Source organism: Variovorax sp. RO1, from assembly GCF_002849325.1.
In the GTDB taxonomy this organism is placed as follows: Bacteria; Pseudomonadota; Gammaproteobacteria; order Burkholderiales; family Burkholderiaceae_C; genus Variovorax.
The window spans coordinates 616,850-630,636 of sequence record NZ_PKMT01000003.1 but is presented as its reverse complement, the minus strand read 5'-3'; the positions used below and the strand labels follow the sequence as shown (position 1 = coordinate 630,636).

The 13,787-nt window shown below is 69.2% G+C and carries 10 protein-coding genes, 2 tRNA genes and 1 riboswitch; of the genes, 3 read left to right on the top strand and 9 right to left on the bottom strand.

The features are described 5' to 3' along the window. The first annotated feature begins 150 nt into the window (after positions 1–150). Positions 151–4,296 (top strand): DUF11 domain-containing protein, encoded by a 4,146-nt coding sequence (locus CY658_RS19920; RefSeq protein ID WP_101491825.1) that lies wholly within the window; start codon positions 151–153, stop codon positions 4,294–4,296. Next, positions 4,263–4,838: a DUF11 domain-containing protein gene (locus tag CY658_RS19915; protein WP_101491824.1), complete on the top strand. Its 576-nt coding sequence runs from the start codon at positions 4,263–4,265 to the stop codon at positions 4,836–4,838. The genes CY658_RS19920 and CY658_RS19915 overlap by 34 nt, the downstream gene beginning before the upstream one ends. 51 nt (positions 4,839–4,889) lie before the next feature. On the opposite strand, the gene CY658_RS19910 is transcribed toward CY658_RS19915, so the two are convergent. The 8 genes from CY658_RS19910 to CY658_RS19875 form a co-directional block, all read right to left on the bottom strand. Then, positions 4,890–5,327, bottom strand: coding sequence for a YXWGXW repeat-containing protein (locus CY658_RS19910; RefSeq protein ID WP_101491823.1), 438 nt, complete (start codon positions 5,325–5,327; stop codon positions 4,890–4,892). A 242-nt stretch (positions 5,328–5,569) separates the two neighbouring features. Continuing rightward, a tRNA-Asn gene (locus tag CY658_RS19905) sits at positions 5,570–5,645 on the bottom strand. A gap of 209 nt (positions 5,646–5,854) precedes the next feature. Beyond that, positions 5,855–5,930 (bottom strand) — tRNA-Asn (locus tag CY658_RS19900). A 108-nt stretch (positions 5,931–6,038) separates the two neighbouring features. Then, positions 6,039–8,180 carry a TonB-dependent siderophore receptor gene (locus CY658_RS19895; protein WP_101491822.1) on the bottom strand — a complete coding sequence of 714 codons (2,142 nt, stop codon included), beginning with the start codon at positions 8,178–8,180 and terminating at the stop codon, positions 6,039–6,041. Beyond that, positions 8,177–9,136 carry a thiamine phosphate synthase gene (gene thiE / locus CY658_RS19890; RefSeq protein WP_101491930.1) on the bottom strand — a complete coding sequence of 320 codons (960 nt, stop codon included), beginning with the start codon at positions 9,134–9,136 and terminating at the stop codon, positions 8,177–8,179. The genes CY658_RS19895 and thiE overlap by 4 nt, the downstream gene beginning before the upstream one ends. 5 nt (positions 9,137–9,141) lie before the next feature. Beyond that, positions 9,142–9,951 (bottom strand): thiazole synthase, encoded by an 810-nt coding sequence (locus tag CY658_RS19885; protein ID WP_180838993.1) that lies wholly within the window; start codon positions 9,949–9,951, stop codon positions 9,142–9,144. Between the two features lie 38 nt (positions 9,952–9,989). Continuing rightward, positions 9,990–10,187: a sulfur carrier protein ThiS gene (thiS, locus tag CY658_RS19880; RefSeq protein WP_062472460.1), complete on the bottom strand. Its 198-nt coding sequence runs from the start codon at positions 10,185–10,187 to the stop codon at positions 9,990–9,992. 20 nt (positions 10,188–10,207) lie between these two features. After that, positions 10,208–11,302, bottom strand: a complete 1,095-nt coding sequence (locus CY658_RS19875) for an FAD-dependent oxidoreductase (protein WP_101491820.1) — start codon at positions 11,300–11,302, stop codon at positions 10,208–10,210. A 143-nt stretch (positions 11,303–11,445) separates the two neighbouring features. Between CY658_RS19875 and thiD the strand changes: the two genes are divergently transcribed. Next, positions 11,446–12,294, top strand: coding sequence for a bifunctional hydroxymethylpyrimidine kinase/phosphomethylpyrimidine kinase (gene thiD / locus CY658_RS19870; protein WP_101491819.1), 849 nt, complete (start codon positions 11,446–11,448; stop codon positions 12,292–12,294). On the opposite strand, the gene CY658_RS19865 is transcribed toward thiD, so the two are convergent. Further along, complete coding sequence (locus CY658_RS19865; RefSeq protein WP_101491818.1) at positions 12,239–13,579, bottom strand: purine-cytosine permease family protein; 1,341 nt, start codon at positions 13,577–13,579, stop codon at positions 12,239–12,241. The two genes, thiD and CY658_RS19865, sit on opposite strands and share 56 nt — an antisense overlap. Before the next feature lie 76 nt (positions 13,580–13,655). Next, positions 13,656–13,760, bottom strand: a riboswitch (TPP riboswitch). Between the last annotated feature and the right edge of the window lie 27 nt (positions 13,761–13,787).

The window sequence follows — 13,787 nt, the reverse complement described above, 5'->3', positions numbered from 1 at the left end:
CGTGCACATTGCTGCATGCAAGCCGAGCCTGGCCGGCCTTCAAGGCGGCAGAGGAAAGAGTTCTTCGAGTGTTTGACGTGTCTTCCGCACCGGTCGGCACGACGGAAGGTTCACGGCGTGCAATTTCTTCTTTCTTCTTCGCGTGTCCGGATGCATCGTTGGTGTGCCGGCATGGCGGCCGTGCGCGCCGTGATGATGGCCATCGGCCTCGCATTCGTCATGGCGTTCGCACATGCGGTACCCGCGCCCGGTGGCGTTGTGATCCGCAGCATTGCAACAGGCACCTATGTGCCCGCCGGCATGGCGAACAGCGAAACCGCAAGCTCCAACGTCGTGATCGCGAGCATCCTGCCCGTGGAGGCGCTGTCGCTCACGCAGGACCAGCGTGTGAACCGCCCACCGGGGACCGTCGCCACGCTGAGCCATCTGCTCACCAACACCGGCAACGTGCCCTCGAGCTATGCGCTGAGCTTCACCAACGACGGCGCCGGCTGCACGGCCGACGGGCTCGATCTGACGGCGTTGCGGGTGGCGCGCGACATCAACCACAACGGCGTCGTCGATATCGGCGATCCGGTGTTGTTGCCCGGTGGCGCCGACACGCTGGCACTGTCGCCTGGGCAGACGGCCGAACTGCTGGTGCAGGGCACCGTTCCCGCAGCGGCCAGCGGCAGCGCCTGCCTGGTGCTGACGGCCACCACGGCGCTGCAGCGCGTCAGCGCGAGCAACCGCGACATCGTCGAGGTCGGCAGCGTCGCCGTGCTCGCCCTCGTCAAGTCCGCCAGCTACACGGGCGCCGTCGTTCCAGGCAGCACGCGCATCGACTTCAGCATCTCGGGCACCAACACGGGCGCGCGCGATGCGCAGCCGGGCAGCACAGCCGCACCCACCGGCACACAGGTGACGGTCAACAGAAGCCCGCGCAGCCTGCTGTTGTTGCGTGACCCCGTGCCTCCCGGCACCCGTTACATCGCAGGCAGCCTGCAAAGCACGGCCGCCGGCGCGGTGCGCCTGTTCCGCATGACCGGCGACCCCGACTTCAGCTACAGCACCACCGAAGGCGGTGACGTCATCGAAGTTGCCATCGGCGTGCCCACTGCCGTGTTGCGCAACGCCTCCATCGCCATGCAATTCGCGGTGCAGGTAAAAGCCGATCACACCGGCGACATCCGCAACACCGCGCACAGCCAGTACAACGACGGCGTCGCGCCCGCCGCGTCGCCGTCCAACACGGTGGTCATCGCCTCGGGCCCGGCGCCGGGCCAGAGCCGCATCGGCGTTGCCAAGGCGGCGTCCACCGCGCGCATGAACCGCGGCAGCGACGGCCAGCCCGACGGCACGACCACCGTCACCTTCGACGTCAACGTACGCAACTACGGCATGACGGCGCTCCATGGCGTGCAGGCCAGTGACGTCCTCGAAGGCTCGGGCGCCGCGCAGTTCGGCACGCGCACCGCCGCACCGGAGCCGGGCCCCCGCCAATACACCATCGTCCCCGGAACCCTGGCCATCGTCGGCAGTCCGGGCAACGCCGTGGTGGGCACCGTGGCTGCCGTCAACGCGGCGTTCGATGGCACGGCCTCGGCCCAGAACCTGCTCGCACCCGGCGCGGTGTTGCCCGTCGGCGGCCAGCTCACCGTGCGTTTCGATGTGCGCTTCAACGTTGCAGGCCACGCGGGCGTGCTGCACAACACCGTCCGCGCGCAGGGCGCACTCGCCGCTGGCGGTGCACCTGTTGCGTTCGACGACTCCGTCAACGGCAGCAACCCCGACGCCGACGGCGACGGCAACCCCACCAACGACACCTCGCCCACGCCGGTGTCCCTGCAGCGGCCCGAACTCTCGCTTGTGAAGAGCGTCTCACAGCCCCGTCGCGTGGGGGAGGGCATCTACGAGCTCGACTACCGCTTCAAGGTCGGCAACACCGGCACCGCGGCGGCGCCGAACGTGCGGGTGATCGACAACCTGAACTGCACCTTCGACATGGACAAGCCCGACGGCCTCGTCGCCGCCTGGGAAATCGCGGGCCCGCCCAAGGCGCGCCACGGCTTCCTGCAGATCGCTGCCGGCTTCACGGGCCGCGCTGCCTGCGACCGCGAAGCCGCCGCCAGCATCGACCCGTTCAAGCTGCCGACGCAGGTTGCGCTCGGCCTCACCGACGGCAGCCGCGCACTGGCACCCGGCCAGAGCGAAGAGATCGAACTCACCGTGCGCGTCACCCGCAAGCCGTCTGGCAGCGGTGCGCGCGTGCCGTTCACCAACAAGGCCTGGGCCGCCGCTTTCGAGCAGAACACCGGCAATGCCGCGCCGGCCACGCTCGTCGCTGCAAGCGCCAGCAGCGTGTCGTCGATGCTGGCCGACCCGCAAGGTGTCGTCTACAACGCGGTCACCCGCCAGCCGGTGGCCGGCGCGGTCGTCACCTTCACCCGCCAGGCGTGCACCGACGGGGCCGTCAAGCCCATGGCGCTGGCCGAGGTGTTCGGCGGCGACAGCGGCATCTACCGCGTGGACCCCAACGGCAGCCTGTCGATGACGACCGGCGCCGACGGCGGCTATCAGTTCTACTTTCTCTCGCCGCCGGTCACCGGCAGCTGCACCTACGCATTGAGCGTGGCGCCGCCTGCAGGCAGCGCCTATGCCACGCCGTCGCAGCTCATTCCGGCCACGCCCGGCACCTTCGAGCGTTGTGGTGCCGTCGTTCCCCATGCGGCATCGCCGCAGGGGGCGGAGCCGACCACCCACCACTTCTCGCTCAAGGCCGGGTTCGACGCTTCGGGCGCGGCCTGTGACGTGCTGCACAACCACATCCCGCTCGACCCCGGCAATGTGCTGGGGCTCGTGCTGCGCAAGGAAGGCAGCAAGCGGCAGGTCGAGTTCGGCGACTTCCTCGATTACGCGCTCGTCGTTACCAATAAGACCGGCTTTCCTGTCACGGGCCTGAGCCTCTCCGATCAACTGCCGCCGGGCTTTGCCTACGTGGCTGGCAGCGCGCGGCTCAATGGCGCGCCCACGGCGAATCCTGTGGGCGGGGCGGGCCCCAAGCTCAGCTTCGACCAACCGGGCCTCGTGCTTGCCGTCGACCAGTCGGCTTCGGTGCGCTATCGCGTGCGCGTCGGTGTCGGTGCGCCGACGAATGGCGACGCCATCAACCGCGCGCGTGCCAATTCGGGCCCCATGCAATCGAACCTCGCGCAATGGACCGTGCGCGTGACCGGCGGCGTGTTCTCCGACGACGCGTTCCTCTTCGGCAAGGTCTACATGGACTGCCGTCGCGACGGCCGCCAGCAGGGCAGCGACGAAATCGGTGTGCCCGGGGTGCGGCTGTACATGGAAGATGGCACCCACGTCATCACCGACGTCGAAGGCAAGTGGAGCCTGTACGGTCTCAAGCCCGTCACACACGTGCTGCGCGTCGATCCGATCACGCTGCCCGCTGGCGCGAAGCTCGAAGCGCTCGACAACCGCAACGCGGGGCGTCCCGACAGCCGCTTTGTCGATCTCAAGAAGGGCGAATTCCACAAAGCCAACTTCGTCATTGCCAACTGCGATGCGCCGGGCGTGATCAACGACGTCATCGCGCGGCGCGAGGCCATCGCCGCCGTGCCCGACACCGAGGCCGAAGCCCAGGTGCGTATGCGCCTGGACCCCGAAGGCCTCGTCGCTCCCGTGGGCGACCGGCGGTCGCTGCCCGCCAGCGGTGAAGTGCGCGGAGGCGCAAGCACCGGCACCACGCAGACCAGTTCGGCGCCGCTGATCGCCATGCCCGCCGCATCGGCGTCGGTCAGCAGCTTTGTCGGCGGTGCCTCGGGCGGGCAGGGCAGCACGCTCGGCGCGGCGACCGGCGGCGGTGGCGCAGCGGACAGTGCATCTCCCGCGGGCAGCCTCTTCACTGGCATGCGTATGTCGCGCGGCCTTGCGCAGCCGACAGCAGCGGCGCCATTGCTGCCCCAGGCGGCGCCCAGCCCCATCGATCTCGAAGCCTTGCTGCCCCGTATCGAAAGCAACACCCTCGGATTCATCGACCTGCGAGACGGCGACACCGTGCCCTCGACATCGCTCAACGTGCGCGTGAAGGGCGAGGCCGGCATGGCGCTGCGCCTGAGCGTCAACGGCCAGGCCGTCGAGGCGCGGCGCGTCGGCAAGAAAACCGAGCAAGCCAGCCGGCAGATTGCTGCCTGGGAATACATCGGCGTTGCACTGCAACCCGGCGTCAACCGCCTCACGCTCGAAGCGGCCGACCCCTTCGGCAACCCGGCGCCGCCGTGCTCTACCCGCCGGCGGTGCCGACAACGGTGACTGCAGGCAAGAACGTCTGCGTGGTGCTGCAGCTCTTCGTGCCGGGGCATGCGCTGGACGGCTACCGCAACGATGCCTCGGTGCAGGCGAACTTCACCTTCACGAATGCGCTGCCCGGACTCACCGCGAGTTATGTGGTGCACGACACCACGACCGTGTCGGCCATGGCGCTGGAACTGAAGAAAGAAGTGCGCAACGTATCGAGGGCCGGCCCCTTCGGGCTCAACAACGATGCCAGGTCGGGCGAGACGCTGGAGTACCGCATCACGTACATCAACAACGGCGCGACGCCGATCAGCGGGCTGACGGTGAACGATGCGACGCCGGTCTACACGAGCTTTGCCGGCTCGCAGGAAGACACGACGCCGGCGACGTTGACCGGATGCACGAAGCACACGCCCGCCAACCCCGCACCGGCGCCTGCAGTGGCCTGCATCACGACGCAGTCCGCGGGTGGGGCCGGGCCGATGGACTGGAAATTCGTCGGGCAACTCGCGCCCGGCGGCACGGGCGCTGTGCGTTTCAGGGTGACGGTGAACTGACGGTCTGCAGTGCGGGCGGCGCGCAGGAACGCGCGTTACGCATCGATCAGGTCAGCAGCGACCCTTCTTGGCCTGGCCGGGCGGGCAGTGACCGCCGCCGCGGTGATCGTCGTCATGGTCGTAGCGGTCGCCACGGTCATGGTGGTGGCGATCGCTGCGGCGCTCTTCACGGCGCTCGGCGCGGCGCCAGTCGCCTTCACGCCAGCGCCAGCCGCCGTCGGCGCGGACCCAGCCACCCGGGGCGTAGGCGTAGTCGGGGCGGGCGGCCACGTAGTAGCCGGGGCGCCATGCATAGGCACGGTCGTTCCATTGCCAATGGCCGGGCACCCAGACCTGGCCACCGCGCGGTCTCGGCGCGGGTTCGTAGCGCGGTGCGGGCGGTGCGACCTGGATCAGGCCGGGCACGTTGATGTTGACGGACACCTGCGCCACGGCGGGCAAGGTGGCGGCGGCCACGGCGGCGGCCAGAAGAATTCTTGTGAGTTTCATCGTGATGCCCTTTGGTTGTTATGAGTGACTGAGCCCGAACAACGCCTGACCACCGGATCGCGTGCACGGGGTTGCCCTGGGCGGGGCCGCAGAAGTTGTTAACAAAGAGAAAGAGGGAGTTTTGCACGCAGAACGGGGCGTCCGTGTCGGACAGGCCCGCGTGCCACCAGGAAGCGGCCGATGTGTGGCGCAGAAAGCGAAAAGGCCCGTTACCTTGTGAGTAACGGGCCTTCAGCAAATGGTGGCTCCTCGACCTGGGCTCGAACCAGGGACCTACGGATTAACAGTCCGGCGCTCTACCAACTGAGCTATCGAGGAACAATCAAGCCTTCAATTATATTCAATGAATTCGCCGTTCTGAGACGATGGCGATCATTTTTGATGGGTGAAGCGTGCAGGGCGATTGATTTTTTTCGCGCCTTCCACGTCTTCGCCCCTCGTGCACTTCGTTCGCGTGGGGCGCCACAAATGAAAAGGCCCGCTACCTTGTGAGTAGCGGGCCATTCAGAGGCCTTGCGGCTTTGTTTTGGCTCCTCGACCTGGGCTCGAACCAGGGACCTACGGATTAACAGTCCGGCGCTCTACCAACTGAGCTATCGAGGAACAAGCCTTAGATTATAGCGTGATTTTTTGGGCCTCCAAAACACCGAGGCGCCGGCGCAACGAATTCGTGGCGACGAGGCCGTGACGAAGACGAAAGCGCCTCGCTCATCACATCGCAATGCTCACGCCCAGCCGCAGCGTGCGCGGCGCGCCCGGGAACAGGTAGACGTGGCTGAACTGGTAGGGCGACTCCTTCCAGTAGCGGCGATCGAACAGGTTGTCGACGGCCAGCGTCCAGCTCGTGGCCCTGCCGGCAAGCTTGGTGTCGTAGCGCAGCACCGCATCGAGGCGTGTCCACGACGGCAGGCGGATCGAGCCGTCGGGCAGTACGTTGCGGCGGCCTTCGTACGACAGCTGTCCCGCGAGTTCGAGGCCGGGTACCGACGCAAAGCGGTAGCCGGCCTGCGCGCGCAGCACCTGCTTGGGCACGTTGGTGGGCGCCTGTCCGTTGAGCTCGGGCGCGGTCGTGCTGCCGCGCCGTTTGGCGTCGATCAGCGCCACGCTGCCGCCCAGGCGCCAGGGGCCGCCGGTCCACTGCGCACCGGCCTCGAGGCCGCGATGCACCGCGCGGCCGTCGTTGCGCACCGTGCAGGACTCGCCGCACAGGTCGAGGTTGGTCATCGGGCGCGAGATGTCGAACCACGCGACCTGCCAGTTGAACGCCGCGTCGCCGCCCTTCAGGCCGAGTTCCCACTGGCGCGATTGCAGCGCGGGCAGGGCCTCGCCCGCGTTCGCGTACTGCGAGCTCTTGTTCGGCACGACCTGCGATTCGACGCCCTTGCCCCAGCTCGCGTAGGCGAGCAGCCCGGGCTGGATCGTGTAGCTGGCCGCGATCCACGGCGTGGTGATGCTGTCGCTGTAGCCGGTGGGACGCGAGCCGTCGGTGCGGATGCTGTCGCGCGACAGCCGCGTGTGCCGCGCGCCGATCCAGGTCGTGAAGCGGTCGTTCCAGCGGATCGCGTCCTGCACCGACAGCTCGGTCGAGCGCTCGTTGCGGTTGGTGTTCGCGTCGGTCAGCCGCGGGTCGGCCGGCGTCATCGCGGTCGCCCAGATGTTGCCGGTGCCGACGTAGTTGTAGGCCTGGTCCTGGAAGCGGTTGCGCACGCGGCTTTGCAGCAGGCCGAAGCCCAGCTCGTGCCGCACGCTGCCCGTCATCACGTTGCCCTTGAGGTTCAGGCTGCCCGCGGTCTGCGTGCGGCGTTCGTTCTCGCTGCGGAAGTCGTACACGTCGAAGGTGCCGTCGGAGCAGTAGCGGTCGTAGTTGCCTTCGGCGCCGCAACCGAAGGCGTAGGCCAGCCGGTCGTCGGTCTTCAGGCGCTGCTGGCCGATCTGCGCGCTCCAGCGCCAGTCGGCATTCAGTGCCTGGCTGAAGCGCACCGTGCCGGTCAGTGCCTTGAACACCGAGGGCTGCGACCACGGCTGGTTGTTGAGGTTGATGCGCGGATCGACCGGTCGGGGCAGCGTGTTGCCCAGCAGGCTGTAGCCGTTCTGGCTCGGCTGTGTCTTGCGGCTTTGCTCGACCTCGAACTCCAGCACCGAGTCGCGCGTGATGCGCCAGTCGGCTGCGAGCGAGAACAGGTTGCGGTTGCCGTCGAGGTTGTGAGTCAGTGGCTTGAGGTTTTCGCTGGCCACGTTGAGCCGGTAGCCGAACTGGCGGTTCTCGCCGAAGCGCCCGCCGAAGTCGAGCGCGCCGAGCACGCTGCCGCGGCTCGTGGTTTCGAGGCGGGCCGTGCGCAGGTCTTGTTCGGTCGGGCGCTTGACCACGTAGTTGACGAGCCCGCCCGGTGCGCTGGTGCCGGCCTGGATGCCGCTGGTGCCGCGCAGGATTTCGATGCGCTCCTTGTTGTCGAGCGGAATTGCTGTCTCGGCGCTGATCGGCAGGCCTTCGCGCCGGTAGTTGAAGCGGTTGTCGAGCACGAAGCCGCGCACCGTGAGGTAGTCCCAGTAGCCGGCCGAGTTGTAGGCGTCGGTGACCGAGGCGTCGAACTGCGTCAGGTCGGCGAGGCGGCGCGCGCCGCTGGTGCGCAGCTGTTGGCTGTCGATGATCGTGGCCGACAGCGGCAGCTCGCGCAGCGGCACGTCGCCGAAGCCGCTGATGTCGGCTTGCGGCGCGGCGGCGCCGTCGTTCACGGTGACCTCAGGCAGTGCTTGCGACTGCGATTGCGCATGCGCGCCGCAGGCGCCGAAAGTGAGGAGGGCGGCGGCAAGCGCGCGCGAAAGCGGGGAGTGCGAAAAAAGTCGAGCGTTCATTCTGTGCGTTCAGGGGAAACCGGGGCGGCGTGCATCGCCGTCATCCATTGCGCGGCCGTGGCCTCGGGGTCGTCGGCGGCCACCAGCGCGCGCACCACGGCGACCGAGCCGACGCCGGTGGCGAGCACCTCGGGCAGCCGCACGGCATCGACGCCGCCGATGCCCACCTGCGGGTAGCCGCGCAACAGGCGCGCGTAAGCCGCGAGCCGTGCCACGCCCTGCGGCGCGGTCGCCATCCGCTTGAGCGTCGTCGGGTAGATGGCGCCCATCGCGATGTAGCTTGGACTCACCGCGTCGGCGCGCACCATCTCCGCGTAGCCATGGGTGCTCACGCCGAGCCGCAGGCCCGAGGCGCGCAGCTGCTGCAGCTCATCGGGCGACAGCGCGTCGAGGTCTTCCTGCCCAAGGTGGATGCCGTAGGCGCCGGCCGCGATGGCGAGCTGCCAGTGGTCGTTGATGAAGAGCAGCGCACCCGTGCCGCGCACCGCGTCGACGGCAGCCCGCACTTCGCGTGCGACGGCGGCTGCGTCGTCCGACTTGAAGCGCAGCTGCACGGTCGGCACGCCGGCGCGCGCCATGCGGCCGACCCAGGCGGCATCGGGCAGCACGGCGTAGAGGCCGAGCCGTTCGGGGCAGGGCGGAAACGCGTCGGTGCGCGCGGTCGGCGGAAACGGGCCCATACCGAAATCGACCGGCGCATCGGGCCATGCCGACGCGTCGAACTGGCTGAGCCGTGCGGTCTGCGCGCGCCACGCGTGAGCGAGGCATTCGGCGTCGATCTCGATGAAGCCGAGCGCGGTGCAGGCCTGCTTCGCGCCGCGGTAGACGGCGTCGTCCGACGAAAAGTGCGGTGCGCCGCTCACGGGCGTGGACGTGGCAGCACCGAAGCGCAGGCCGTGGGCCGCGACGATGGCTTGCGCCACGGCGCGGGCGTTGGAGGTGTCGACGGTGCTCATCGTGTTCACGGTGCGTGGTGCCAGAAGGGTGTGCCGAGCACGGGCGTGCTGGGCTGTGCGGCGTCCTGCGCGGCCATCGCACCGGCGCGGTAGGCCGTGCGGCCGGCCTGCACGGCGTCGGCAAAGGCGCCGGCCATCGCGACCGGCTCTTGCGCGAGCGCGACGGCGGTGTTGAGCAGCACGCCGTCGTAGCCCCACTCCATCACCTGGCACGCGTGCGAGGGCAGGCCGAGGCCCGCGTCAACCAGCATCGGCACCTTCAGGCGCTCGCGCAGCAGGCGCAGCGCGTACGGATTGACCGGCCCGCGTCCGGTGCCGATGGGCGCGGCCCAGGGCATCACGGCCTGGCAGCCGACATCGACGAGGCGCTGGCACAGCACGAGGTCTTCGGTGCAGTAGGGCAGCACGTGGAAGCCATCGCGGATCAGCTGCGACGCCGCATCGACGAGGTTCAGCGTGTCGGGCTGCAGCGTGTAGTCGTCGCCGATGAGTTCGAGCTTGATCCACGGCGTGTCGAACAGCTCGCGCGCCATCTGCGCAGTGGCGACCACCTCCTGCACGCTGTGGCAGCCGGCGGTGTTGGGCAGCACCGGCACGCCCAGCTTGCGCAGCAGCTCCCAGAAGCCGTTGCCGAGGTCGCTGTTGCCAGAGCCCTGGTTGGCGGTCTGGCGGCGCAGCGAGGCGGTCAGCATCGCAGGCTTGGCGCGCTGCACAGCCGCTTCGAGCACGTCGGGCGACGGGTAGCGCGCGGTGCCCAGCAGCAGGCGGCTGTGGAAGGTCTGGCCGTAGAGGACCAGCGGATCGGGATTGGTCATGGTTGTCGTCTCCATCGTCTTGTCTCTGGTGCGTTCGTTCAGCCGCCGGTCACCGGGCGGATCACCTCGACGCGGTCGTCCGCGTGCAGCGGGTGCGTGGCATAGGCCGAGCGCGGTACGAACTCGCGGTTCACCGCCACCGCGAAAGGCGGCACGGCCTGCAGCACGGCGAGCGCGTCGGCGAGCAGCGCACCTTCGGGCAGCGTGCAGGGCTTGTCGTTGATCAGGATGTTCATCGTCGATGTCGTTGTCGTCGTCATGCGTCGGGCACGTCCATGCCGAAGCCGCGCGCCAGCGTGGAACGGCCGTGCTCCAGCAGTTCCATCGCCGCGTCGAGCAGTGCGGGCGCGATCATGAAACCGTGGCGGTACAGGCCGTTGATCTGCAGCACGCGCGGTTGCGGCTGACGGATGGCCGGCAGGTTGTCGGGCAGGGTGGGGCGGCATTGCGTCGCGATCTCGACGATGCGCGCCTCGGCAAAGCCGCTGTGCACTGCATAGGCCGCGCTCAGCAGCTCGAGCGTGGAGCGCACGCTGGCGGGCGACATGTCGTCCGACTCGATCTCGGTCGCGCCGATCACGAACAGATGGTCGGGCTTGGGCGCGATGTACAGCGGATAGCGCGGATGCACGAGGCGCGTGGGGCGCAGCAGCGTGACCTCGGGCGCATGCACGCGGATCACTTCGCCGCGCACGCCGCGCAGTGCGCTCCATTGCGGCTTGGCACCGAGGCCGCGGCAGTCGATCACCCAGTCGGGCTGGCCTGCCGTGCCGGGCGAAAAGTCGGAAGGCTCACGCGGCGACTGCCAGTGCAACGTCACGCGCGCATCGGCCTCCAGCGTGGCGCGCAGCGACGTCAGCAGCGCGCGGTTGTCGAGCTGGCCTTCGCCTGGCAGGTACAGACCGCGGGCGAAGCGCGTGCCCAGCGAGGGCTCCAGTGCGGCGATGGCGGCGGGCGTGTCGAGTGCCTGCATCGGGGCAAGCTCGGGCACCCGCGCGCCGGTGCGCGCCAGCACGCCCGCGAGCCGCGTGGCTTCGGCAGCGTCCTGCCGGTGCCACAGCACCAGCGTGCCTTCGCGCTGGAAGAACACGGGCTGCGCCAACGGTGCGAGCAACTCGGGCCAACGCGACAGCGCGTGCTGGCCCATGCGCACGACCGACACCGGCGCAACGGCCGACTCGGCCAGCGGCGCGAGCATGGCCGCGGCCACGCGGGCGGCTGCGCCTTCGGCTTCGGGGCTGCCGGCTTCGTACAGCGCGACCTTGCAGCCCGCGTGTGCGAGCGTGACCGCCATCAGTCGACCCATGAGGCCTGCGCCGAGGACGGCCGCAGATTGAAATGGCACGCTCATGGTCTTGCTCCTTCCCCCACTGGGGGAAGGCTGGGATGGGGGCGGGCAGAGCGCTCGACGGACACGCCGCGTGCCCCCACCCCGACCCTCCCCCGGAAGGGGCGGGAGAAAGAGGTGCGGCGCACTCGCCGATAATTTTCAACATGACCCCCGCACCCACCCAACGCTACGCACGCGTGCTTTCCATCGCCGGCTCCGACAGCGGCGGCGGCGCCGGCATCCAGGCCGATCTCAAGACCTTCGCGGCCCTGGGCTGCTACGGCATGACGGCCATCACCGCGCTCACCGCGCAGAACACGGTCGGTGTCACGGGCATCCACGGCGTGCCGCCCGATTTCCTGAAGGCGCAGATCCAGGCCGTGGTGGAAGACATCGGCGTCGACGCCGTCAAGCTCGGCATGCTGCACGCGCCGGAGGTGGTCGAGGTGGTGGCCTGGGCCATCGACCGCTACCAGCTGAAGAACGTGGTGCTCGACCCCGTGATGATCGCCACCAGCGGCGACCGCCTGATCGCGGCCGAGACCGTGCAGGTGCTGGTGCGCGAGCTGTTCCCGCGTGCGGTGGTGGTCACGCCCAACCTCGACGAGGCCGCCTTGCTGGTCGGCCATGCCATCGGCGGCATCGACGCGCTCGACGGCGCGGCGGACGAACTGCTCGCGCTCGGTGCGAAGGCCGTGCTGCTCAAGGGCGGCCATCTGCCGGGCGACGAGGTGGTCGACGTGCTGCTGGAGCGCAATGGCGCGCGCAAGCGGCTCGCGTCGCAACGCATCGCCAGCCGCAACCTGCACGGCACCGGCTGCACGCTCTCGTCGGCCATCGCCGCGCACCTGGCACTGGGCCTGGCGCTGCCCGACGCGGTCGAGCGCGCACGCGCGTACATCCTCGGCGCGATGAGCGCCGGTGCGAATGTGCAGGTGGGCGCGGGCCACGGTCCGCTCAACCACGGCTTTGCGCCAGTGCCGACCCACCGCTTGCCGCTGTCGGCCGGCTGAGCCACGCCAGAACGAAAGTCGCCACCAGCGTCGGCAGCGCCGAGCCGAACTGCGGCGCCCACTTGGCGAGCGCGTGGTAGGCCGCGATGCCCGCGAGCCAGATCAGCGCCGCGCCCCAGTCGATGGTGCGCGTGCCGCCCGCCGACACGGCGTTCCCGCAGCCCAGTCGGCCGAGGATCACGCCGTACAGCGGCACGAACACCGAACTGAGCAGCAGCAGGAAGGGTTCGAGCGTGTGCATCGGCAGCACCAGCGCGAGGCCGATGCACAGCACCGCCAGCAGCAGGCCCCAGCGCTTCACGCTCCAGCGCGGCAGCAGGCTGTGCGTGGACACGGAGCCCGAGTACACGTCGCCATAGGCGTTGTCGAGTTCGTCGATGAGGATCAGGCCCAGCGCCACCAGACCGCCCTGCGCCAGCAGCAGCGCCATGACGAGGCTGGTGCCCGGCTCGGCCACGCTCACGACCATCACGCCGAGCGCGTAGCACCAGATGTTGGCGAGCGCGTAGCCGATCCAGGTCCCGCTGAACGCGCTGCCCAATCCACTCCCCGCGCTGCGCTTGCCGTGGCGCGCGTAGTCGGCCACCAGCGGCAGCCACGACACCGGCATTGCAATCACGAGGTCGAGCGCGCTGAACATGCCCATGCTGCCGTTGCCCGGCCGCGCCCAGAAGGCGTCGAGGCCCTTGGCGTGCAGCTGGGTTGCGAACTGCCAACTGAGCCACAGCAGCGACAGCACCACCAGCGGCAGGCCGAAGCGGCTCACGAAGCGGCGCACCAGCTTGACCATCGAACCCGCGAGCAGCGCCAGCAGCACCGCCCCCCACAGCAGCGTGGTCAGCACGCCGCCCCAGGCCGTGCCCAGCGCCGCGCCGAAGGCCTGTTGCCCGATGGCCTGCGTGCCCTCGCGCATGATCACGAGCTCGAAGGTGGTCCAGCCCACCAGCTGCACGATGTTGAGCAGCACCGGCAGCCGCGCGAAGGCGCTGCCGTAGGTGGCGTGCATCAGGCCGGCGCTCGCCAGCCCGGTTTCGCAGCCCAGCCGCGCGGTCCAGGCCAGCAGCCCGGCGCCGAGCAATGAGCCCAGCACGATGGCCAGTGCCGCGTCGCGCGTGCCCACGGCCGGCACCAGGTAGGCGCCGATCTGCATCACCAGCAGCCCCACGCCGAGGCTGAACCACAGCGAGGCGTGGTCGTGCCAGCCGAAGACGCGCCGGGAGGCGGGCAGGGGCGTGAGCGCTTCGTTGCCGGACGAAGCGGAACTGTCGTTGTCGTTGTGTGCCATCCGTTTGCTCCAGTGCAAAAGGTTTGGCAGGTGGGCGAGGCTCCAGTGGCGTGGCCGTCACGCGAGAGAACGTGAGAGGCCACCGGACCAGCTTCCCTGCGCGAGGATTACCTCAGTCAGGTTCAAAGGGACTTTCTCAGCCACACCGGTCGAAACCGGCGCAGCACCCCTAGCGAACCCGGATTGTAGGCAAAAGACTCCACGCGGG